The following is a 22,382-nucleotide window of genomic DNA, read 5'->3' as shown; positions in this document are numbered from 1 at the left end:
TCTTGGGGTTTGTAGCGGGCCATGGTCGCGATCTCCTTGGTCGGATGGATCGCAAACGTCGTGCCAGGAGTTTTTTTTACAGCTTCAACGAGATACTGAAGCTGGCCAACGCGGTTTTGTAGGAGCTTCGCTTTCGCCCAGGCGGAGCTCAACCGCCGACTGAAGTCTTGAGGGCCTTCGTCGATAAGCATTGCGATGCCTATGGGGTCGAGCCGCTGTGCCAGATTTTGTAGATTGCCCCTTCGGCGTATCGTCGGCATGCGGCGTTGCTGCGCGCACCCCACACGCGCTGTGCTCGGACTCACCAGAGACGAGATGCTGATGCGACAGATTGAATGCGTCTGGCACGCTAATACGCAGGCCTACTTTTCTGCGGTCCGCAAAGCTCCTGGCAACGTGGAAGCCACGAGAACACGAACGGCCTACTGCGACAGTACATGCCAAAGGGCCTGAATATCTCGGGCTTCTCACAGTTTCAACTCAACGCAATCGCGAGACAATTGAACGAAAGGCCGCGCAAGACGCATGGTTTCCATACGCCCGCTGAGATGTTCAGCGAAACTGTTGCATCGACCGGTTGAATCCGCCCTTCCATTCGTGACGCGGGGGAAGTCATCGGCGTTCTGGAGGCTGACATCAAGAATGTGGCCGAAGCAATGGACCAAGTAGCGTCTGCAAGCGCGGAACAGGGCCTGGGCATTTCTCAAATCAACCACGCTATTTCACATCTGGATGTATTGACTCAGCCAAATGCAGCATTGGTAGAAGAGACAACAAGTGCAACTACCCTCCTTAACAATCAAGTTGAAAGTTTGCGAGATATATTGAACTCTTTTGGGGGTGATACTGTTAATACCGTCGTTGAATTGCTCAGTTGAGCGAGGATAAAACAGCGCGTTTTTACACGATACCCAAAAGGGCCAGCTATTTTGCAAAAGGGCTCCGACGCCGCAGTCGCGCAGGGGTCGCATAGTCAGCGGGATTGAAGCTCTGCCTTTGGCCAAGCAACTGGTCGCCGTCTATGCGTTCTGCCAGGCTATCAAGATCGGCGTCCGAGACGCCACATTCGGCGAAGTGCTTGCGCCACCCGCCTACCACCTGAATGACGCGTACGACTTCGGCGGCGGCCTGCGCCGGTGTATAACCAAAAAGCTCGCACTGCGACATGGCATTGGAGAGGGTTGAGTCACGCAAGTCGATTCCGACAATGAACTCCTGGTACCCCTGGCCTGAATTCGTGGTCAGCACGTCATATGCAGGGCTCAGCCGATATCTTCCCTGCCTGGTCGGCGCGACCACCATCAGCGCGTGGTTCTTCTCGTGGTCATCGGTGTTGTCGATAAGAATGTTGAACACCATGCGGCGAAACAGCTCCTGCATGTCGAGCAGGTTGAGGCTCCCTTCGGCTACGCCCGCACGCCGCAGCAGCTGGGCCAGGCCCGGGTAGCCCAGCTCCGGCTCTTGCCCCGCAACGGTCTCGGCGCGCAATGCGGTACCAGCCGAGATGCAATGGATGCGCATAACGCCGTTACGGTCGTAACGGCGCACCGCCAACGCATGCTCACCGACGAGCGATACAACTTTTGTCTCGGCGACTGTGATACCGGCCAACTTGGCAAGTGTCATCGACGCGTGCTCAATAAGCGGAACGTCGATAGGTTCATTGTTGAAAAACTTGATGACCCACTGCTCACCGGCGATTTCGATGAGTGCTTTGGGTTTTGCTCCCCCGAAACTGCCACCAGCGGCCAGCATCTTTCGTTCGATGTCGTTGACCTGTTCCTTGGCGCTGACCTTTCGGACGATTTCACTGAGCTGTTGCGCCTGGGCTAGCCGCGGCAACGGGCTCCTGGGGCGCGGGACGTATGCGTCAGCCGAGGTCGACACTCCAAGTGCACCAAAGCGGTCGTCGCCAGCATAAAACAGGTACTCCATGATGGACAAGCGCGCAGGCTTATCAAGGTATTGGATGACGCGCTCACCCCAGCGGTCAGGTCGGGCGTCATCCACGGCACCCACCGCCATGCCCTTCCATCGCGGCAGCTGTTCGATGTCCACGAGCAATAGATCTTCGCTGATTGGGAATCCACTGGCCAACCAATCAGCACCATACTGAAGGGAGACTCCCTTGCCAGCGTCGACCAACCGGAGCCTGCCCACGTAACGCGGTGCAGCCGGGTCGGAGAGGAACCACAGATACAGGTCGTTGTGTCTCATGCTCCCTGCTTCCTCTGCGCCATCTTCGGCTTATTGGATGCGCCCTTTGGGGCAGTTTCAGCTTCTTTGTTCTGCCGCATCAAGGCGTTTTTCATTTTTGCCTCTGCCGTTGCGCGGACCCTCGCTTTGCCAAGTGCTTCGGCCTGACGCACATCCAGTTCGAGCGCTCCCCGGTCTTCCTGTGGCGTTGCTAACGTCGCCAGCGCCGAGTCGCGGCCAACGAGCCATAGTGCGGTGGCAAGCACGCCCAGGCTCACGCTGGGTTCGCCGGCCTCCAGGCGCAGCAGCGTAGGAACGCTTATTCCAATGCGTTTCGCCCACGTCTTGAGCGACTCCTTGCGGCGAAGCCTCGCCACAGCCAGGTCGGCCCCGAGCTGCGCCAGCGCCGCAACCGTTGATGGCGGCATCTGGGTCAGGGCAGAGGATGCTTTTGTCATAACATATAGTTTATCGTTTATAGCTAGTTCAGTAAACCATATGTTATCCATGTGGTTCGTGTCGCTTGATGCTTCACAGGAGCCGCTTAGTGGCCGTCCCGAGGCGAATCTTGGATGGTCTTGAAGCTAACCAACGGAGCCTCGGCGGACCGCATAGCGTGACCCCGCTCCGAAAACAATAGCCGATCAACACACCTCTTGCTGTGTCAGTAGGTCCGCCGGATTCCCATCGTGAACGAACTGCATACTCTGCCGCCGTAATCCTCCTTAGTTTTGATGAAACTAGTTTCCAGTGCTTGAAATCTCGTGTTGACGTTGGCTGACGAAGTCACGACAGTGACGTCGAGGGTGCGGCTCGCCTCCGGTGTCGCAACGGTGTACCAACAAGGGGAAGTCATGGCGAGATGTCCGTTTGCAAAGTGGAACCCGATCACCAACCCAGCGGGCTGTGGCTGTTACCTGGGTGGCCCGTTCAAAATCGTTCACCACACCACGGAAAGTAATGACGCTGCAGGCGCCATGTCGACGTTCCGCAAGAATGGAGACGACCCGCATTTCACCGTGGATGCCACGACGATTTACCAACACGTCGACACCGACTTCGGATCGATGGCACTGCGTAATGCAAAGGGTGGCGTTGAAACCAATCGAGACTCTGCTATCCAAATAGAGCTAGTCGGGTTTGCGGGTAAGCCCAAAGATGCGCGATCACTCGCACACGTCGCCCGGCTTTGTCGCTGGATCGAGGCCACGCATGGGGTTCCAAGGGTGTGGCCTGGTGGAGCACCACGGCCAGCGATTGGTGGGCAGGATCCTGGCGGCCACGTAAGGGATGCCATGCTGTGGAACACAACGGGGGACACTATGGACACAGCCAGGCTCCGGAGAACACGCACTGGGATCCGGCGTATACGACCGCAGAGGCATCGTATGTGCTTGCCGCTGATTTCAATGAAGCAGGACTAGGTACCACGGTCAATCTGCCCTCCATGGTCGACGCGACGACCGATGCGCCGCCGACGCTAACGGGGCACTTGATAGGAACCATCGCTGCCGATGGTTTCGTCGCATCCATCATGGAAGATCCCGACGGAAGAGTCCATTTCGTAGCTGATGCCGACATTGACGCCGATGACGCAAATGGTCAGAACGCTAAGCCTTGGGCCTACCGGGTCGATGACACAGGTAGCGAATCACTAGCAAATGGAGGCCTGACCATTGTTGGTAACAAAGTGATGTGCAAATTTGGGTGGGCTCGTAGTGTGGTTCTTCTAGATGTCGACAACCAGCCCAAGATCTTCCCCGGCGGAAACATCGCATCGGTTACTTGGTACCGAGACCGTAGCAAGGCGACCTCCGATCCGACGGCCTATGTAGACGCCGAAACTGTCTCCTACATTGTGGTGCCGCCCATCATCGTGCAGCGCACCAAGGGGATCGTGCGCGGCTGCCGCGCAAGGGTGACCTACCGTGGCAAGTCCGTGGACTGCGTGGTCGCTGATCTAGGGCCCACAAACAAGATAGGGGAGATTAGCATTGCGGCGGCGCGGGCGCTTGGAATTACAGCCAGTCCCAGGTCTGGTGGTGTGGCCGGAGCTTTCGTGCAATACGAGCTCTGGCCAGGCCAGAGTGCCCCAGGATTCGAGCTACAAGCGGCATGAAAACTTCGAACACGCCGCGAAGCCGATGCGGTTGAACCATCGCCAGCGAGGTCAGTCGACAAGGTGGCGTTGAGGCGTTTCCAAAGTTTTTAATTTTTGCATTCCGGCAAGCTCTGTCCCGCCACGCGGCAGCTCAGTCATATCGATCGGTATGCCCACTTGGTCGGCCTCTTTTGCGCCCCAACGGCCACGAGATTTGGAAGTTGGGACTGGGCCCGGAGCCCACTCAATGCGACAAAAGCAACAGTGGGTGTAAGTGAGCTGTGCTTACAGGATGTCTACAGATCATCTGGTGATGAGGGGAATCCAATGAAAATAGTGCTGAGCAGACTTCTGCTGTCAACCTTGTTGTTGATACTCGCCGGTTGTGCAAGCGTACACCTGTGAATCCATCTGTTGCCCATACCGAAATCATCACCACTTTCAAGCGGGCGGAGGCAGATGCCGCTCACAAATTCGGATTGATCAAAGCAGCTGCGAAAAAGGGGCCCAAGGCCATCGAAGCTGCCGTCGACGCAGCGACAAAAGCAGCAAAACGCAGGGACTCTTACGCAAAGAAGCTGGATGCCTTGGGTGTGAGTCTCAAGGATTGATGAGTATTCCGCCTATTTCCCTGCACCGGTCCTTGGCGACTTCCCCCAACTGGACCCAACCCGAAGGGCAGGTGCTGGCCCTACAGCATCAGGTGCAGGCGGTCAATGCTGCCGCACCGGTGGAGTCGGGCCTATCACTGAAGAAGATTCGCTTTCGCTACGCGGTCAGTGGCAGCAACCCGCCGTAGAAGCCGCTACCCCACCAAGCGCCGGAATGACGCCCGATAGTCAATCGACTCCAGATGCAGCCTATCCGCCAGCCGCCACATTCAGGATGTAGAACGTGGGTTCCTCACTGAATACAAGCGTCGCAAAAAAGGGGCCAGTAGCCCCTTTTTTTGCAAGCTCTCGACGAACTGTATTTTCCCGTATATAAATACCTCTATCGCTTATGGAATATTCAGTTTGTGCTATAAATTTTATAGCATAAAGCCTCACTCCACCGTCACACTCTTAGCCAGGTTCCGTGGCTTATCGACATCCGTACCCCGCGCACACGCCGTGTGGTACGCCAGCAGCTGCAGTGGCACCACATGCAGCAACGCAGACAGCGCGCCGTAGTGCTCCGGCATGCGGATCACGTGCAGGCCTTCACCGCTGGCGATGTGGGAGTCGGCGTCGGCCAGTACGTAGAGCACGCCGCCACGGGCACGCACTTCTTGTAGATTGCTTTTCAGCTTTTCCAGCAGGGCGTCGTTGGGGGCCACGGCCACGACCGGCATTTCGCTGGTGACCAGGGCCAGCGGGCCGTGCTTCAGCTCACCGGCGGCGTAGGCTTCGGCGTGGATGTAGGTGATTTCCTTGAGCTTGAGCGCGCCTTCCAGGGCGATGGGGAAGTGCAGGCCACGGCCCAGGAACAGCGCGTTTTCCTTCACTGCGAAGTCTTCGGCCCAGGCGATGATTTGCGGCTCCAGCGCCAGCACGGCTTGCAACGCGGCGGGCAGGTGGCGCATGGCTTTCAGGTGGCCGGCCTCTTCTTCCTCGCTCAGGCGGCCCTTGGACTTGGCCAAGGCCAGGGTCAGCAGGAACAGGCCTGCCAGTTGAGTGGTGAAGGCCTTGGTGGAGGCCACGCCGATTTCCACACCCGCGCGGGTGATGTAGGCCAGCTTGCATTCACGCACCATGGCCGAGGTGGACACATTGCACACCGTCAGCGTGTGCTGCATGCCCAGGCTTTGGGCATGGCGCAGCGCGGCCAAGGTGTCGGCGGTTTCGCCGGACTGGGTGATGGTGACCACCAGAGTCTTGGGATTGGGCACCGAGTCGCGGTAGCGGTACTCACTGGCGATCTCCACCTGGGTGGGGATCTTGGCGATGCTTTCCAGCCAGTACTTAGCGGTGCAGCCGCTGTAGTAGCTGGTGCCACAGGCCAGGATCAGCACCGAGTCGATGTCTTTGAAAACGGCTTCGGCGTCGCCGCCGTTAGGGCCTTCAAACAGCCCCGGCACGATGGCGGTCACGCCTTCCAGCGTGTCGCCGATGGCGCGCGGCTGCTCGAAGATTTCCTTCTGCATGTAATGGCGGTAGGGGCCCAGCTCGGCGGCGCCGCTGTGGGCGTGCACGGTCTTGACCACGCGGGTGACGGGCTTGTGGGCCTTGTCCACAATCCAGTACTTGCCCATTTGCACGTCCACCACGTCGCCCTCTTCCAGGTAGACGATCTGGTCGGTCACGCCGGCCAGGGCCATGGCGTCGCTGGCCAGAAAGGTTTCGCCCTGGCCCACGCCCAGGATCAGCGGGGAGCCGGCGCGCGCGCCGATGACACGGTGCGGCTCGTCCTTGCAGAACACGGCAATGGCGTAGCCGCCGTGCAGATGCAACACCGCAGCCTTGACGGCTTCAAACAGATCGCCGTTGTACAGGCTGTCCACCAGGTGGGCGATGACCTCGGTATCGGTCTGGCTGGTGAATACATAGCCCTTGGCCTGCAACTGGGCGCGCAGCTCCTCATGGTTTTCAATAATGCCGTTGTGCACCAGGGCAATACGGCCGGCGCGGCTGGCGGAATCGGCGCCGGGGCCGTGGCTGAAGTGGGGGTGGGCGTTGTGCACGGCCGGCGCGCCGTGGGTAGCCCAGCGGGTGTGGGCGATGCCGGTGCCGCTTTCCAGCTTGTCTTCGCTCACCTGCGTTATCAGCTCGGCCACGCGCGAGGTGCTGCGGGCGCGCCGCAGGGTGCCGGTGTGCTGTGCATCCGGGCCCATGCCTTGCACGGCCACGCCGCAGGAGTCATAACCCCGGTACTCCAGGCGCTGCAGGCCCTGGACCAGGATGGGGACGATATTGCGGGTAGATACAGCGCCAACGATGCCACACATAAAAGACTCCAACAGTTTGTTTGTGCCGGCATGTTAAGCCTGAGCACGAGAAGATTGGTTTCAATATTTCATATTTAATGGAATAATATTTCTTACTAAATTTATTAAGAAATTAAAGTAAAAATTTATTTAATTTATGGAACAAATAGAACTCGATGCGATTGATCTGCGCCTACTGCAACAGCTGCAGCAGGATGCTTCGCTGAGCAATCTGGCGCTGGCGGAGCTGGTCCATGTCTCGGCCCCCACCTGCCTGCGGCGCGTCAAGCGCCTGGTGGACTCGGGCCTGATCGCCAGGCAGGTCGCAATACTGGACAACGACAAACTGGCCACGCAGCTGGGCCACGGCCTGACGGCGATCGTGGAAATCACCCTGGACCGCCAGGGCGACGAGCACCTGGCCGCTTTTGAGGTACGCGTAGCGGCAGACGAGGCCGTGCAGCAGTGCTACCGCGTGTCGCCTGGCCCGGACTTCTGCCTTATCGTGTTTGCCCGTGACATGCCGGACTACCTAGCCCTGGCGCAGCGCCTGTTCACCAGCGACGCGAATGTGCGCAATGTGAAGGCGTTCTTCAGCCTGAAGCGCAGTAAGTTCGAGCCCCGTATTCCCATGGGGTCCGCGGTGTCGCGCAACAGCATTTAAAGAAAAACGGCCGCTAGCGCAGGAACCACCTGCGCTAGCAGCTACGAATTCCGTAGCACAGGTACAGACGTACCTAAGCATCAATTTCTGCACGCGTCGGCACCAGAAATTTCAACCCGGCAGGCAACGCATCTGCTTATAGTGGCAGACAGCCCACCCGCACTGCCATGAATACCCCCACGTTAGAAGACACCGCCCAGCTGCAGACCCGCCGCGCCGAAGTGGCCCAAGCCCTGGCCGCCGCCCTGCCCCGACAGGCCATCCTGTCGCGCCGGGAAGACACCACGCCTTATGAATGCGACGGCCTGACCGCCTACCGCACGCCGCCGCTGCTGGTGGTGCTGCCCGAGACCGAGGCCCAGGTGGTGGCCGTGCTGCAAATCTGCCACCGCCTGCAGGTGCCGGTGGTGGCGCGCGGCGCGGGCACCGGCCTGTCCGGCGGGGCCATGCCGCACCGGCTGGGCGTGACGCTGTCGCTGGCCAAGTTCAACCGCATCCTGGCCGTGGACCCACTGGCCTGCACCGCCACCGTGCAGTGCGGCGTGCGCAACCTGGCCATCAGCGAGGCCGCCGCGCCCCACGGCCTGTACTACGCGCCGGACCCCAGCAGCCAGATCGCCTGCACCATAGGCGGCAATGTGGCCGAGAACTCGGGCGGAGTGCACTGCCTGAAATACGGCTTGACCCTGCACAACGTACTGCGTGTGCGCGGCTACACCGTGGAGGGCGAAGAAGTCATATTCGGCTCCGAGGCGCTGGACACACCCGGCCTGGACCTGTTGCCCCTGGTCATTGGCAGCGAAGGCATGCTGGCCGTGACGCTGGAAGTCACCGTCAAGCTGGTGCCCAAGCCACAGTTGGCGCGTTGCGTCATGGCCAGCTTTGCCGATGTGGAATCGGCCGGCAATGCGGTGGCAGCGGTGATTGCCGCCGGCATCATCCCCGCCGGGCTGGAACTGATGGACAAGCGCATGACCGCCGCCGTGGAAGACTTCGTCCACGCCGGCTACGACCTGGACGCCGCCGCCATCCTGCTGTGCGAGAGCGACGGCACACCCGAAGAGGTGGAAGAAGAAATCACCCGCATGGAAGCCGTGCTGCAGGCCAACGGCGCCACCCGCTGCACCGTCAGTGTGGACGAGGCCCAACGCCTGAAGTTCTGGAGCGGGCGCAAGAACGCCTTCCCCGCGTCGGGCCGCATCAGCCCCGACTACATGTGCATGGATTCCACCATTCCGCGCAAGAAGCTGGCCGAGATCCTGCGCGCCATCGAAGCCATGGAACAGCAATACGGCCTGGCCTGCGCCAACGTATTCCACGCCGGTGACGGCAACCTGCACCCGCTAATCCTGTTCGACGCGAACGACCCCGACCAGATGCACCGCTGCGAACTGTTCGGCGCCGATATTCTGGAAACCAGCGTGCGCCTGGGCGGCACTGTGACGGGCGAGCACGGCGTGGGCGTGGAAAAGCTCAACTCCATGTGCGTGCAGTTCAGCGCGCCCGAGCGTGAGCAGATGCTGGCCGTGAAGCGCGCCTTCGACCCGCTGGAGCTGCTAAACCCCGGCAAGGTCATCCCTAGCCTGCAGCGCTGCGCCGAGTACGGCAAGATGACCGTGCTGCGCGGCATGCTGCCCTTCCCCCATTTGCCGAGGTTTTGATGGCCCACACCGACACTGCGCTGCAGCACCTCATAGAGCGGGTGCAAGCCGCCCACGCACACAAGACAGCCCTCAACATCCAAGGCGGCAATAGCAAGGCCTTTTACGGCGAAAAGCCGCACGGCGAGCCGCTCAGCATGCGCGACCTGGCGGGCATCAGCAGCTACGAGCCCAGCGAGCTGGTCGTCACCGCGCGCGCCGGCACCCCGCTGGCCGAGCTGGAGGCCGCTTTGGCCGCCAAAGGCCAGTGCCTGCCCTTCGAGCCGCCGCGCTTTAACGCCCACGGCACGGTCGGCGGCATGCTGGCCGCCGGCCTGTCCGGCCCCGCCCGCCCGCATGTGGGCATGGTGCGCGACTACGTGCTGGGTGCCACGGTGCTCAACGGCAAGGGCGAGTTGCTCAGCTTTGGCGGCCAGGTGATCAAGAACGTGGCCGGCTACGACCTGTCACGCGCCCTGGCCGGCTCCATGGGCGTGCTGGGCATCATTTGCGAGGTATCGCTGAAGGTGCTGCCCACGCCGCCCGCCAGCGCCACCCTGGTGTTCGAGATGGACGAAGCCACGGCCCTGCAGCAGCTGCACACCTGGGCCGGTCAGCCCCTGCCATTGAACGGCAGTAGCTGGCATGCGGGCCACCTGCATCTGCGCCTGGCCGGTGCCCAGGCCGCCGTGCGCGCGGCCTGCCAGCGCCTGGGCGGCACGCTGCAGGAGCCCGAAATGGCCGCCACCTGGTGGCAGCTGGTGCGCGACCAAGGCCACCATTTCTTCCAACTGGATGCTGCGCACCTGGCGCGTGGCGAGGAGCTGTGGCGCATCTCCGTACCCGCCACCACGCCGCCGCTGGACTTGCCGGGGCAGAGCTTCATCGAATGGGGCGGCGCCTTGCGCTGGCTGCGCGGCTTTGCCACGCCCAAGCAGATACGCGCCGCCGCAGCCCAGGCCGGCGGCCATGCCACCTTGTTCCATGCCGACCACCGGCACGATGGCGTATTCACCCCGCTGTCGGCGCCACTGCAGCGCATCCAACGCGCGCTGAAAGCCGCCATGGACCCGGCCGGCATCTTCAACCCTGGCCGTCTGTATCCAAACTTGTAATGCAAACCCACCTCAGCCCCGAATTCAAGAACACTGCCGACGGCCAGGCCGCCGAGGCGATTCTGCGCAAATGCGTGCACTGCGGCTTCTGCACTGCCACCTGCCCCACCTACCAGCTGCTGGGTGACGAGCTGGACGGCCCGCGCGGCCGCATCTACCTGATGAAGCAGGTGCTGGAGGGCGCGGAAGTTACGCGCAGCACCCAGCAGCACCTGGACCGCTGCCTGACCTGCCGCAACTGCGAATCCACCTGCCCCAGCGGCGTGGAATACGGCCAGCTGGTAGACATAGGCCGGCGCATTGTGGACGAACGCGTGGAGCGTCCCGCCACCGAGAAGGCCGCCCGCTGGATCTTGCGGGAAGGCCTTACATCCCCGCTGTTCGCCCCGGCAATGCAAGCCGGCCAGGCGCTACGCCCGCTTCTGCCGCAAGCCCTAAAGAACAAGGTGCCCCAGGCCACACCGGCCCAGCCCTGGCCCACACGCGAACACGCGCGCAAGGTGCTGGTGCTGACGGGCTGCGTGCAGCCGGCGATGATGCCCAACATCAACAGCGCCACCGCTCGCGTGCTGGACGCTGCCGGCATCCAGACGCTGGTGGCGCCCAGCGCCGGCTGCTGCGGGGCCATCCGCAGCCACCTGGGCGACCACGGTGGCGGCCTGGCCGATATGCGCCGCAATATCGACGCCTGGTGGCCGCTGGTGGAAGCCAACACGGTGGAGGCCATCGTGATGAATGCGTCCGGCTGCGGCGTGATGGTGAAAGACTACGGCCACGCCCTGGCCGCCGACCCGGCCTATGCGGCCAAGGCTGCACGCATCAGCGCACTGACGCGCGACCTGAGCGAGCTGCTACCTGATTTGGTGACTGCACTTCAAGGCAAGCTGCGGCCCGGCACCCAACAACAACTGGCCTTCCACCCGCCCTGCACACTGCAGCACGGGCAAAAACTACGCGGCGGGGTGGAAACGCATCTGGGCGCGCTGGGCTTCAAGGTGCAGCTGACGCAAAGCGAAAGCCATCTGTGCTGCGGCTCGGCCGGCACCTACTCGGTGCTGCAGCCCACGCTGGCCACCCAGCTGCGCGACCGCAAGCTGGGCCATCTGGAGCCGCTGGGTGCGCAAACCATCGTCTCGGCCAATATCGGCTGCATCCAGCACCTGCAAAGCGGCACCAGCACGCCGGTGAAGCACTGGGTGGAGGTTCTGGATGCCGCTCTGGTTTACGAATGAAATAAGCCTCCAGCGCAGGTAATACCTGCGCAAGCAGCTATTCAAAATATAGCAACTACTCTGCCAGGCTGGTAGCGACGCTGATTTCGCCCTCCAGCACCCGGTGGATGGGGCATTTGTTGGCGATCTCCAGCAGCTTGGCACGCTCCTCGGGCGTGATGTCGCCTTCAATGTGCAAGCTGCGCTGCAGCGCGTAGCGGACCTTGCCGTCCTCGGTCTTGCTCTCGGTGTGGCTGATATCCACGCGCAGGTCGGTCACGGCCAGCTTGCGGCGGCGGATGTACAGCTCCAGCGTCAGGCTGGTGCAGGCGGCCAGGGCCGAGTCCAGCAGGTCGTGCGGGTCGGGCCCCAGATCGTCGGAGCCCAGGGTGGCGTCCACATCGGCGCTCCAGCTGTGGCGGCCATTGGTCAGGGTGGTAAGCGCACCGAACGGGCGGTGCAGGCGGGATTGGATGGGCATGGGGTTCCTGGGTGGCTTGAAGCAGCCACTTTAGCCCATTGCCCACCCGGCACGCCCCCCGAAAAATCAAGCCAAATTGCCTTGGCACACGTACTTCAGGTGCATGTATTCAGCCAGACCGTGGGTCGAACCCTCGCGGCCGTAGCCAGACTCTTTCACGCCGCCAAAGGGCGCCGCCTCCGCCGCCAGCGCGCCTTCGTTGATACCGACGATGCCGCACTCCAGCGCCTCCGCCAGACGCCAGATGCGCCGCACGTCGCTGGAATAGAAGTAGGCGGCCAGCCCGAACGGCGTGGCATTGGCTGCGGCCAGAACTTCGGCTTCCGATGTAAAGCGGGTGATCGGCGCCACCGGCCCAAAGGTTTCCTCGCACGAGCAGTCCATGCTGGCCGTCGCTTCCACCAGCACGGTGGGCGCGTAGTAGTTCGCCCCCAGCGTCACCAGACGTTGACCGCCAGCCAGCACACAGGCACCATTGGCCACTGCGTTCTGCACGTGGCGCTCGATCTTTTCGACGGCACGGGCGTTGATCATGGGGCCGATCTGCGACGCGGCGTCGGTCGCCGGACCGACCACCAGCGCAGCCACACGTGCGGCCAGCTTCTGGGCGAAGGCGTCGTGCACGCCGGCCTGCACATAGATGCGGTTCGGGCACACGCAGGTCTGCCCGCCATTGCGGAACTTGGACACCATCAGGCCCTCGATGGCCGCGTCGATGTCAGCGTCGTCGAACACGATGAAGGGTGCGTTGCCACCCAGTTCCAGCGAGAGCTTCTTGAGCGTGTCAGCCGAGCGGCGCGCCAGGTGTTTGCCCACCGGGGTGGAGCCGGTAAAGGTGACCTTGCGCACACGCGGGTCGTCCAGCCACACATCGACAACCTCGGGGGTGCGCTCACGCGAGGCGGTGACGATGTTCAGCACGCCCGGCGGAACGCCGGCCTCCTGCGCCAGCTTTACCAGCGCGAGCGATGTCAGCGGCGTGTCCTCGGCCGGCTTGCAGACCACGGTGCAGCCCGCCGCCAGGGCGGGCGCGATCTTGCGGGCGATCATGGCCGCCGGAAAGTTCCACGGCGTGATGGCCGCAATCACGCCCACCGGCTCCCTGAAGGCGAACATACGGCGGCCCGGCACCGGCGCGGGGATGATGTCGCCGCCAGCACGGGTGGCCTCTTCGGCAAACCATTCCACGTAGCTGGCCGCATACAACACCTCGCCCTTACCTTCGGCCAGGGGCTTGCCCTGCTCGCGTGAAATCAGCCGCCCCAGATCTTCCTGGTGGGCCAGGATGAGATCGTTCCAGCGCTTGATGACCTGCGCACGCTGCTTGGCCGGCACGGCGCGCCAGGCGGGAAAGGCGGCCTGGGCGGCATCAACTGCAGCCCTGGCGTCGGCGGCCGAACCATCGGGCACGCTGGCAAACACCAGGTTGGTGGCGGGATCGCTCACCTCCAGGCGGCGACCATCGCTGGCTTCGCACCATTCGGTGCCTATGAGTTGGCGACCAGGCAGCAGGTCCTGGCGTTGAAGTGTCAGTGGCATGGAGGTATAGGATGTGAAAGTAAGAAGAGATCAGGCGGCGGCAACATGCTCGGCAATGGCGATGCCAACCTCGGTGGTCGAGGCCGTGCCCCCCAGGTCCGGCGTACGTGGCCCGCTGCGCAGCACGTCTTCGATGGCACGCACGATCGCGTCGTGCGCGGCGCGGCCCACACCTTCGCCATGGGTCAAAAAGTCCAGCATCAAGGCACCCGACCAGACCATGGCGATCGGGTTAGCGATGTTCTTGCCGTAGATGTCAGGGGCCGAGCCGTGCACGGGCTCGAACAGCGAAGGGAAGCTGCGCTCCGGGTTCAGGTTGGCCGATGGCGCCAGGCCGATGGTGCCGGTGGTGGCGGGGCCCAGGTCGGACAAGATGTCGCCAAACAGATTGGTGGCCGCCACCACGTCGAAGCGGTTGGGCTGCAGCACGAAGCGTGCGGTCAAAATGTCAATGTGCTGCTTGTCCAGCACCACCTCGGGGTAGTCCTTGGCCACCGTTTCCGCGCGCTGGTCCCACCAGGGCATGCTGATGGCAATGCCGTTGGACTTGGTGGCCAAGGTCACATGCTTGCGGGGCCGGCTTTGCGCCAGATCGAAGGCGAAACGCAGCAGGCGGTCCGTCCCCTTGCGCGAGTAAACCGACTCCTGAACCACGATCTCGCGGTCGGTCCCCTCGAACATGATGCCGCCCAGCGAGGTGTATTCACCCTCGGTGTTCTCGCGCACCACGTAGTAGTCGATATCGCCCGGCTTGCGGCCGGCCAGCGGACAGGGCACGCCCTCGAACAGGCGCACCGGGCGCAGGTTGATGTACTGGTCGAACTCGCGGCGGAACTTGAGCAGCGAGCCCCAGAGCGACACGTGGTCGGGCACGGTGGCCGGCCAGCCCACGGCGCCAAAGTAGATCGCATCGACGCCCTTGAGCTGCTCTTTCCAGTCGTCCGGCATCATCTGGCCGTGTGTCTGGTAGTAGTCGCAGCTGGCCCAGTCCATGGTGCGGCACTCCAGTGAGAAACCGAAGCGCTCGGCGGCGGCCTGGACCACGCGCAGACCTTCGGGCAGTACCTCCTTGCCGATGCCGTCTCCGGCGATGAGTGCGATGCGAAAGCTAGGTTCCATGGCTATCAGGTCCTTGTGAAGGTGGGGCTTGTCATTCAGGCCACAGCGCGCCGTTGATCCATCTCATCGAGCCAGCCGCGCCGAAGCTCGGGCACCGAGCGTTCCAGCAGTTCGTAATACGGATGGTGCGGGCCGCGGTTGTAGTCAGCGCGGGCAACTTGCGCGAGCTTGTGGCCGTCCTTCATGACGACGATTTCATCGCAGACCGCGCGCACGGTGTGCAGATCGTGGCTGATGAACAGGTAGGACACGCCGAGTTCACGCCGCAGCTCGGCGATCAGGTCGAGCACAGCAGCGCCAACGACGGTATCCAGCGCCGAGGTCACCTCGTCGCAAAGAATGAGGTCAGGGTCGGCAGCCAGCGCGCGCGCCAGGTTCACGCGCTGCTTCTGCCCGCCCGAGAGCCCACCGGGCAAACGCGCAGCCACGGTGTGCGGCAGCTTGACCAGATCCAACAGCTCGCGGATGCGCTTTTGCAGTGCCGCTCCGCGCAGGCCCTTGTAGAACACCAAAGGCCGCGCCAGGATGGTCTCGATGGTCTGCGAGGGGTTGAGTGCCGTGTCGGCCATCTGGAAGACGATCTGGATCTGGCGCAGCTCTTCCTTGCTGCGCTCGGTGAGCGTTGGTGCCAGCTCGCGGTTCTGGAAGATGATGCCGCCGCCGCAAGGCTTGATCAGCCCGGCCACAGCGCGCGCCAGCGTGGTCTTGCCAGAGCCCGATTCGCCAATCACCCCGATGGCCTGGCCGCGGTACAGCTTGAGGTCGATGTTCTGCAGGATCAGCTTTTCGGGCTGGCCCTGGAGGTCGGTGGGGCCATAACCAGCCGAGAGGTCGTGGATGTCCAGCAGCAGCTCGCTGCCACAGCCTTGCGGCGACACCCGGGGCGCAGGACGCGCCGCAGCCAGCAGGCTTTGGGTATAGGGCTGGGCTGGCTGGCTGAGGATGTTTTCGGTCGCGTTGATTTCCTGCATCTGCCCGTTGCGCAGCACCAGAATATGGTCGGCCATCTGGGCCACGACGGCCAGGTCATGGCTGACGTAGACCGCCGTGGCACGGCGCTCGCGCACCACACGGCGGAAGGCGCGCAGCACCTCCAGCTGGGTGGTGACGTCGAGCGCGGTGGTTGGTTCATCGAGTATGACCAGGTCTGGGTCGGTGATCAGTGCCATCGCCGCCATCACGCGCTGCAGCTGCCCGCCGGACACCTGGTGCGGATAACGCGCGCCAATGGTTTCGGGACTGGGCAGCGCAAGCTCTCTAAACAGCGCCACGGCCTTGGCTTCGGCTTCAGGCCGCTTCATGAGGCCGTGGATGAGCGTGGGCTCCACCACCTGGTCCAGCAGCGTGCGCGAAGGGTTGAAGGAGGCCGCCGCACTTTGAGCGATATAGGACACGCGGCGCCCGCGCAGGGTGCGCTGCCCGGCTGCGTCCAGCGTCAACACGTCCACATCGCCGATGCGCACGCTACCGCCTGCAATAGTGCAGCCGCTGCGGGCATGGCCCATCAGAGCCAGCGCAGTGGTTGTCTTGCCGGAACCGGACTCGCCAATCAGTGCCAGCACTTCGCCCGGTTGAATGGAGAAGCTGAGATGGTCCACCAGCGTCTGGCCACCTGCGGTGATGTGCAGGTCTTTGACAATAACAGGCGCGCCCATCAGTGTGCTCCCCGGCGGCGTTCGCGGGCCGCACGGCCCGGCAGGTTGTCGATAACCAGGTTGACAGCGATGGTCAGGCTGGCGATGGCCAGGGCCGGAGCGATCACCGAGGCACCTGCATCGGGCAGCGCACCGATGTTCTCGCGCACCAACGAACCCCAGTCGGCGGCTGGCGGCTGTATGCCCAGGCCGAGAAAGCTCAGGCCTGCCAACAACAGCACCACGTAGACGAAACGCAGCCCCAGGTCGGACAGCATAGGGCCCAGGATGTTGGGCAGAATTTCACGCAGCATGATGTAGAGCGAGCCCTCGCCGCGGGTGCGTGCCACCACCACGTAATCCAGCGCATTGATGTTGACTGCCAGCGAGCGGGCAATGCGGAAGGCGCCGGGGATATAGATGATGGCGGCCGTGGCCACCAGCATGGCCACCGAGGAACCGAACCCCGCCACCATGATGAGCGCAAACATCTTGCTGGGTATGGCAGTGAGGGTGTCCAGTCCACGGCTGAGCATGGCATCCAGCGCCCTGCTGCCGCTGGCGGCCAACAGGGCCAGCACGGTTCCCACGCCGCTGGCGAACAGCGTAGCGATCAGGGCTACGCCCACGGTGTAACGGGCGCCATTGACCACGCGCACCAGCATGTCGCGGCCAAGATAGTCCGTCCCCAGCCAATGCGCGGCACTGATGGGGGCGAAAACGGCATTGCTGCCGGAGCCGGCAAGCTCTCGCGACAACATCGCTGGGCCGAACAATGCGGCAAGCATCCAGATGGCCAGCACCGCCAGGCCCACCAGACCAGATAAACCGAACCCGGATAGCCAGCGTCGACAAGCGCCGCGCGGGGTGGCCACGGGAGGAGCGGTCAAGGTTTGCACAACAGGTTCCATGGGGTATCGCTTATGTGTTGGGGGCGTTGAGGGGATATCGCAAAGAGATGCAAGCCAGGTACAGGCTACTCAGAGGTGGCGCAGGCGGGGGTTGGCGACGATGCCGCACACATCGGCCAGTGTCACCAGGATGAGGTAGCCGGCACAGAAGATCATGGCGCAGGCCTGCACCAGCGGCATGTCACGCTGGGCGACTGCGTCCACCATCAGCTTGGCAATGCCGGGGTAGTTGAAGATGGTCTCGACAATAATCACGCCGCCCAGCAAATAGGACAGGCTGAAAGCCACGGCATTGGCAATCGGACCGATAGCGTTAGGCAGCGCATGGACCATCACCGTGCGCAAGGGCGAGGCCCCCTTCAAACGCACCATTTCGATGTAGGGCGCTTCAAGCTGGTCGATGACCGCAGCACGGGTCATACGCATCATCTGCGCGATGATCACGCAGCACAAACTGAGCACCGGCATCGCAAAGGCACGCAGCATCTGCCCTATGGATTCGATATCACTCGCATAAGACAGCGCAGGTAGCCAATGCAGTTTGACCGCGAAGACGAGCACTGCCAACGTGGCAACCAGAAACTCAGGCACCGACACCACGCCGACGGCCACGGTAGACGCAAACCGGTCGAACCAGGAACTGCGCCATACCGCCGAAGAGATACCCAATGCCAGAGCGATGGGAACCGAGAAAACGGCGGTCACGGCCGCCAGCAGCAGCGAATTGGGCAGGCGGCTGGCGACCAGCTCACCCACGGGCATGCTGGTCGTTGCCGAGGTACCAAGATCGCCATGCAGAACGCCGCCCAGCCAGTGGATATAGCGCAACGGGGCGGGCACGTCCAGACCCATCTGCGCACGCAGCGCGGCCAGGGCCGCTGGGGTCGCATCCTGACCCAACTGCTCCTGCGCGGCGTCTCCGGGTAACACGGCAGTGATCGCAAAGACCAGCGCTGAGACGGCCAGCAAGGAAAGCAAGCCAATGGCAATGCGCTGGCCGAGCAGCTTGAGAATCAGGGCATTCATATCAATCTTTCAGGTACAGCAACCTGCCGCCTGCACAGCACTTGCAAGAAATGGGCACACTGTGGCGGGCGGTCATGTCCGTGGCTATTCAGGCCATCACGCAGCGCTTATGCGTCCAGCCAGACGTGCTCGGCAAAGGAGAAACCCATCAACCCGCCCAGCGGCCGGGCTTCCAAGCCCTTGACCTTGGAGCTGTAGGCGTCAATGCTGGCAATGAACATGGGAATGCCGATGCCGGACTCCTGGTGGATCAAGGTTTGCATGTCGGCGTACTGCTGTTTGCGCTTGGCCAGGTCGGTTTCGGCACGCGATGCCAGCAGCAGTTGGTCGAACTTGGGGTTCTTCCAGCGCGACTCGTTCCACTGCGCGTCGGACTGGAAGAACTGTGTCAGCAAGGTATCGACGCTGGGCCGGGTGTTGATATTGCCGAAGCCAATCGGGCTGCTGAGCCAGTGGTTCGACCAATAACCGTCGGACGGCATGCGCTTGACATCCAGCTCTAGGCCGATGCGCTGACCCGTTTCCTGCATCAGCAAGGCGATCTCGGTGGAGTAAGTGGCCGCAGGCGAGGTCACGACAGGAATTTTTCCGCTCACACCCGATTTCTGCAGATGGAACTTGGCCTTGTCCAGGTCCATGGTCCGCTGCGGCAGGCCTGCGAAGTAAAAGCGGTTGGTCGGGTCCACAGGCTGGTCGTTGCCGACCGTTGCATAGTCCAGTGCAATGGTCTTCTTCATCTGCTCGCGGTCCAGCATGTACTTCATGGCCATGGCGAAGTCAGGGTTGGTACCCGGGCCCAGGTCGCGGCGCATGATCAGGTCGGTGTATTGACCGGACTGCGACGTCAGGATGTTGAAACCCGGTGTGCCTTTGACACGTGCGACAGCGCGCGGATTGACGCCGTTGATGAGATCCATGCCACCGGACAGCAGCGCATTGAGCCGGGCACTCTCGTCGCCGATACCCACAAATTCGACCTCATCGAGGTAAGGTTTACCGGGTTTCCAGTAAGACTCGTTACGGACCACGATGGAGCGTATGCCAGGCTTGAACTCCTTGAGCTTGTAGGGGCCTGTGCCAATGCCCGCGGCGAAGTCGGTCGTGCCGTCTTTGACGATGTGGAAGTGGAAGGTAGCGACGATGGTCGGCAAATCGGCGTTCGGCGCCGTCAGCACGATTGTGACCTCGTTCGGACCGGTGGCCTTGACGCTTTCGATCTGGTCGGCCAGCACCTTGGCCTTGGAGGCCGTGGCCGGGTCCTTGACGCGCATCACCGAATACACCACGTCCGCTGGCGAGAGCGCCTTGCCGTCATGGAAGGTCACCCCCTTGCGCAGCGTAAAGACCCAGGTCTTGGCATCGCGGGTGGTAAACGACTCGGCCAGGGCTGGCTGCGGGGTGAGGCTGGCGTCGAGCACGGTCAAGCCATTGAAAAGCATGGTGCTGCGGCAGTAGTCGGCCTGGTTGGATTGCTTGGCCGGATCCAGCGTGTCGGTAGCGGCTGTCTGCTCCCCCGAGACACGAATACGCCCACCCTTGCGTGGTGTCTGCGCATGGGCAGACATCGCGAAGGTGGCTGCACCACCAGCCAGGGTGGCCTGCATACCGCCCGCCATCAGCATGGTGAGCACATCGCGGCGCGAAGCTCCGCGGCGCAGGGACTCCATCACGCGGACACTGTCTGTGGGATGGACAAGACTATCGAACTGATTGCGGCTATTGCTCATGGGGATGCACTCCTTCTAGAACGGTGAATGGGGGAGTAAATGACTCAAAGACCGACGACGCCAGCCAGGCCGCCGATGTCCTGGATCTCGGTGTAGCCATAAGCCGGATTGCCGGGGCCATGGCCACGATTGACGAACACCTTGTTCACAATGCCGATGTCTGCGGCCGACATCAAGTCGTAGCGCAGGCTGGACGAAACGTGCAGCACATCCTCCGGGTTGCAGCCCAGCGAGTCGAACATGAACTCAAAAGCGCGCAGCCGTGGCTTGTAGGCCTGGGCCTGCTGGGCGGTGTAGACACGGTAGAAAGGCGCACCCAGCATGGCGACGTTCTTCTGAATTTGAGAGTCGTCGGCATTGGAGAGAATCACCAGCGGGATCTCGTGCGCAACCTTGGACAGGCCTGCCGGTACGTCTTCATGCGGTCCCCAGGTCGGAACGGCGTCGTAGTATTGCTGCGCATCGCTATCCAGGTACTGGATCTTCCAGGCCTTGCACAGACGGCGCACGGCATTCTTCAACACGGTCTCATAAGGCTTCCAGTCACCCAGAACCTCATCGAATCGATAGCTGGTGAAGTCTGCAATGAACTGCTCCATACGATCGGCCGGAATACGGTCCGCAAAAATGACCCGGGTCATCTCGGTCATACGGAAGCGCGTGAGCGTGCCGTAGCAGTCGAAGGTGATGTACTTGGGACGAAAAGCCATGGTTGCTGATCCTTGATGTGCCGGTGTCCGACCGGAAACGGGTTGCGGCATAACTGATTTCCGCGACGTCTTGATGTGAAGTAATTGAATCACGCAAGCTCACAAGGGTTGTATGGAAATGGCTGGCGTTTTGATCCCAAGCTGCTGTTTGAAGTAGGGAGCGCGGCATGGCGTGCGGTTCGCACCGCATGCGTGCGGTATGCACCGTGGTGTGCTGCGGCGCATCCACCCGGCACGCTTTTGAAGCAAGGCTAGAGCAGGTTAGTCCTGCCACCCAGACTTGCTAAATAGCCGGCTGCGGTACGCCTGCTGCATCGCACCGCCACCGTACCCGGCACCAGACAAACAGCCGCAGCATATGTATGCGTAAGCCGGGCTGCAGCGGCAGCGAATTGCAAAGCGCCGGGCCGCCACAGAAGATGCTTGCGAGTTGCAGCAACATGCATCTTGACTCTGGCGTAGTGCATCGATGTCGGTCAAGATCGGTGCACTCCCATGTTTGCAAGAGAGATTTCCCGTATGCCCTTATCTTCCCCTTCCGACATCGCCGAAGACCGCGTGGTCTTCAGGGCGATGACCAACGACGACATCGAGCAGGCCCACGCGCTGTCCGCCGAACTTCGCTGGCCGCACCGCCCGACCGACTGGGCACAAGTCTTTGAACATGCTGAAGGCACGGTGGCTGAACAAGGCGGCAAGATCGTGGGCACCGCACTGCGCTGGCGCTGGGGCGCGCAACATGCGTCGCTGGGGTTGATCATCGTGAGTCCGGCGTGCCAGGGCCGCGGCATAGGCCGCCAACTGATGGACGCCCTACTCGACGGGCTGGACGCACATAGCGTGCTGCTACAAGCGACCGAAGCCGGCCGCCCCTTGTATGAAAAAATGGGCTTCAAGGTCACTGGCGGAGTGCGCCAGCACCAGGGCCTGGCCAAGCCGACGCCGCTGATCGAGCTACCCCCGGGTTGCCGCCTGAGGCCTGCGGGTCAAAACGAACTGGCCGCACTGCAATCGCTGGATGCAACTGCGCGTGGCATGCCCCGCCCCGCACTGATAGAAGACCTGCTGGAACGGGCAGAAGCCTGTGTGGTGCTGGACTGCGAACAAACACCACGAGGCTTCGCCATGCTGCGCCGCTTTGGTCGTGGCCACGTCATCGGGCCGGTAGTCGCCCCTGACGTGGAAGGTGCCAAGGCGTTGATCGCCCACCTGGCCGGACAAAACGCCGGCCATTTCACCCGCATCGACGTGGATGCCAACGCGGACCTGGGCGACTGGCTGACCGCCATCGGCCTGGCGGAGGTCGATGCACCGACAACCATGGTGCGCGGCACACCACTACCAGTCACCAAAGGCGGGCCGGTACTCTTTGCTATCACAACCCAGGCCATCGGCTAAGGACC

General features: G+C 62.4%; 21 protein-coding genes, 3 pseudogenes and 1 other annotated feature. Of the genes and pseudogenes, 12 read left to right on the top strand and 12 right to left on the bottom strand.

All coding sequences use genetic code 11. The annotated features are described in order from the left end of the window. Positions 1 to 191, bottom strand: a 191-nt coding sequence (locus AC07R0_RS04585; protein ID WP_495103957.1) for a hypothetical protein, incomplete at its 3' end; no start/stop codon positions are given. Then, positions 124 to 242, top strand: a sequence feature (AL1L pseudoknot). (Overlaps the previous gene by 68 nt.) On the opposite strand from AC07R0_RS04585, the pseudogene AC07R0_RS04580 reads away from it, so the two are divergent. The 3 genes and pseudogenes from AC07R0_RS04580 to AC07R0_RS04570 form a co-directional block, all read left to right on the top strand. Continuing rightward, positions 132 to 366 (top strand): annotated as a pseudogene (locus AC07R0_RS04580) (IS3 family transposase); the annotation flags it as partial. Its footprint overlaps the feature before it by 111 nt. The gene AC07R0_RS04585 and the pseudogene AC07R0_RS04580 overlap by 60 nt on opposite strands. Before the next feature lie 2 nt (positions 367 to 368). Then, a pseudogene (locus AC07R0_RS04575) lies at positions 369 to 581 on the top strand (transposase); the annotation flags it as partial. A 75-nt stretch (positions 582 to 656) separates the two neighbouring features. Then, positions 657 to 878: a hypothetical protein gene (locus AC07R0_RS04570; protein WP_495103956.1), complete on the top strand. Its 222-nt coding sequence runs from the start codon at positions 657 to 659 to the stop codon at positions 876 to 878. Positions 879 to 924: 46 nt separating this feature from the next. Here AC07R0_RS04570 and AC07R0_RS04565 read toward each other — a convergent pair whose 3' ends face one another. Further along, positions 925 to 2,217 (bottom strand): type II toxin-antitoxin system HipA family toxin, encoded by a 1,293-nt coding sequence (locus AC07R0_RS04565; protein WP_495103955.1) that lies wholly within the window; start codon positions 2,215 to 2,217, stop codon positions 925 to 927. Further along, positions 2,214 to 2,654 (bottom strand): XRE family transcriptional regulator, encoded by a 441-nt coding sequence (locus AC07R0_RS04560; protein ID WP_495100088.1) that lies wholly within the window; start codon positions 2,652 to 2,654, stop codon positions 2,214 to 2,216. The genes AC07R0_RS04565 and AC07R0_RS04560 overlap by 4 nt, the downstream gene beginning before the upstream one ends. A 396-nt stretch (positions 2,655 to 3,050) precedes the next feature. On the opposite strand from AC07R0_RS04560, the gene AC07R0_RS04555 reads away from it, so the two are divergent. The 4 genes and pseudogenes from AC07R0_RS04555 to AC07R0_RS04540 form a co-directional block, all read left to right on the top strand. Beyond that, complete coding sequence (locus AC07R0_RS04555; protein WP_495103962.1) at positions 3,051 to 3,620, top strand: N-acetylmuramoyl-L-alanine amidase; 570 nt, start codon at positions 3,051 to 3,053, stop codon at positions 3,618 to 3,620. Next, positions 3,587 to 4,315, top strand: coding sequence for a hypothetical protein (locus AC07R0_RS04550; RefSeq protein WP_495103954.1), 729 nt, complete (start codon positions 3,587 to 3,589; stop codon positions 4,313 to 4,315). Before AC07R0_RS04555 ends, AC07R0_RS04550 begins: the two co-directional genes overlap by 34 nt. A 383-nt stretch (positions 4,316 to 4,698) precedes the next feature. After that, entirely contained in the window at positions 4,699 to 4,908 is a 210-nt protein-coding gene (locus AC07R0_RS04545) for a hypothetical protein (protein WP_495103953.1), read from the top strand. Positions 4,909 to 4,976: 68 nt separating this feature from the next. Beyond that, positions 4,977 to 5,093: pseudogene (locus tag AC07R0_RS04540) on the top strand (P-type conjugative transfer protein TrbG); the annotation flags it as partial. A gap of 249 nt (positions 5,094 to 5,342) precedes the next feature. On the opposite strand, the gene glmS reads toward AC07R0_RS04540, so the two are convergent. After that, positions 5,343 to 7,223 carry a glutamine--fructose-6-phosphate transaminase (isomerizing) gene (gene glmS / locus AC07R0_RS04535; RefSeq protein ID WP_495103952.1) on the bottom strand — a complete coding sequence of 627 codons (1,881 nt, stop codon included), beginning with the start codon at positions 7,221 to 7,223 and terminating at the stop codon, positions 5,343 to 5,345. Between the two features lie 136 nt (positions 7,224 to 7,359). Between glmS and AC07R0_RS04530 the strand changes: the two genes are divergently transcribed. From AC07R0_RS04530 to glcF, 4 genes are all read left to right on the top strand, one after another. Continuing rightward, positions 7,360 to 7,866 carry an Lrp/AsnC family transcriptional regulator gene (locus tag AC07R0_RS04530; protein ID WP_495103951.1) on the top strand — a complete coding sequence of 169 codons (507 nt, stop codon included), beginning with the start codon at positions 7,360 to 7,362 and terminating at the stop codon, positions 7,864 to 7,866. A 167-nt stretch (positions 7,867 to 8,033) separates the two neighbouring features. Next, a complete protein-coding gene (locus AC07R0_RS04525; protein ID WP_495103950.1) occupies positions 8,034 to 9,527 on the top strand; it encodes an FAD-linked oxidase C-terminal domain-containing protein in 1,494 nt (497 codons plus the stop codon). Then, entirely contained in the window at positions 9,527 to 10,621 is a 1,095-nt protein-coding gene (gene glcE, locus AC07R0_RS04520; RefSeq protein WP_495103949.1) for a glycolate oxidase subunit GlcE, read from the top strand. Before AC07R0_RS04525 ends, glcE begins: the two co-directional genes overlap by 1 nt. Further along, positions 10,621 to 11,853 carry a glycolate oxidase subunit GlcF gene (gene glcF, locus AC07R0_RS04515; protein WP_495103948.1) on the top strand — a complete coding sequence of 411 codons (1,233 nt, stop codon included), beginning with the start codon at positions 10,621 to 10,623 and terminating at the stop codon, positions 11,851 to 11,853. Before glcE ends, glcF begins: the two co-directional genes overlap by 1 nt. 55 nt (positions 11,854 to 11,908) lie before the next feature. On the opposite strand, the gene AC07R0_RS04510 is transcribed toward glcF, so the two are convergent. The 8 genes from AC07R0_RS04510 to AC07R0_RS04475 all read right to left on the bottom strand — a co-directional run bounded on the left by AC07R0_RS04510 (position 11,909) and on the right by AC07R0_RS04475 (position 20,979). Continuing rightward, positions 11,909 to 12,313 carry an OsmC family protein gene (locus AC07R0_RS04510; protein ID WP_495103947.1) on the bottom strand — a complete coding sequence of 135 codons (405 nt, stop codon included), beginning with the start codon at positions 12,311 to 12,313 and terminating at the stop codon, positions 11,909 to 11,911. 66 nt (positions 12,314 to 12,379) lie between these two features. Beyond that, a complete protein-coding gene (locus AC07R0_RS04505; RefSeq protein WP_495103946.1) occupies positions 12,380 to 13,852 on the bottom strand; it encodes an NAD-dependent succinate-semialdehyde dehydrogenase in 1,473 nt (490 codons plus the stop codon). Between the two features lie 30 nt (positions 13,853 to 13,882). Beyond that, the gene (locus AC07R0_RS04500) at positions 13,883 to 14,971 is read right to left on the bottom strand and encodes a tartrate dehydrogenase (RefSeq protein ID WP_495103945.1); all 1,089 of its coding nucleotides are present in this window, start codon (positions 14,969 to 14,971) and stop codon (positions 13,883 to 13,885) included. 35 nt (positions 14,972 to 15,006) lie between these two features. Beyond that, complete coding sequence (locus AC07R0_RS04495; protein WP_495103944.1) at positions 15,007 to 16,626, bottom strand: ABC transporter ATP-binding protein; 1,620 nt, start codon at positions 16,624 to 16,626, stop codon at positions 15,007 to 15,009. After that, positions 16,626 to 17,516 carry an ABC transporter permease gene (locus AC07R0_RS04490; RefSeq protein WP_495103943.1) on the bottom strand — a complete coding sequence of 297 codons (891 nt, stop codon included), beginning with the start codon at positions 17,514 to 17,516 and terminating at the stop codon, positions 16,626 to 16,628. The genes AC07R0_RS04495 and AC07R0_RS04490 overlap by 1 nt, the downstream gene beginning before the upstream one ends. A 69-nt stretch (positions 17,517 to 17,585) precedes the next feature. Beyond that, positions 17,586 to 18,542 carry an ABC transporter permease gene (locus AC07R0_RS04485; protein WP_495103942.1) on the bottom strand — a complete coding sequence of 319 codons (957 nt, stop codon included), beginning with the start codon at positions 18,540 to 18,542 and terminating at the stop codon, positions 17,586 to 17,588. 107 nt (positions 18,543 to 18,649) lie between these two features. Continuing rightward, positions 18,650 to 20,269 (bottom strand): ABC transporter substrate-binding protein, encoded by a 1,620-nt coding sequence (locus tag AC07R0_RS04480; RefSeq protein ID WP_495103941.1) that lies wholly within the window; start codon positions 20,267 to 20,269, stop codon positions 18,650 to 18,652. A gap of 44 nt (positions 20,270 to 20,313) precedes the next feature. Then, complete coding sequence (locus AC07R0_RS04475) at positions 20,314 to 20,979, bottom strand: haloacid dehalogenase type II (protein WP_495073714.1); 666 nt, start codon at positions 20,977 to 20,979, stop codon at positions 20,314 to 20,316. A gap of 519 nt (positions 20,980 to 21,498) precedes the next feature. Here AC07R0_RS04475 and AC07R0_RS04470 point away from each other — a divergent pair. Then, positions 21,499 to 22,377, top strand: coding sequence for a GNAT family N-acetyltransferase (locus AC07R0_RS04470; RefSeq protein ID WP_495103940.1), 879 nt, complete (start codon positions 21,499 to 21,501; stop codon positions 22,375 to 22,377). Positions 22,378 to 22,382: the final 5 nt, after the last annotated feature.

The organism is Rhodoferax sp. GW821-FHT07F03 (assembly GCF_059418745.1).
Note: the sequence above shows the minus strand (reverse complement) of the source record. Positions and strands in the feature narration are given on the sequence as shown.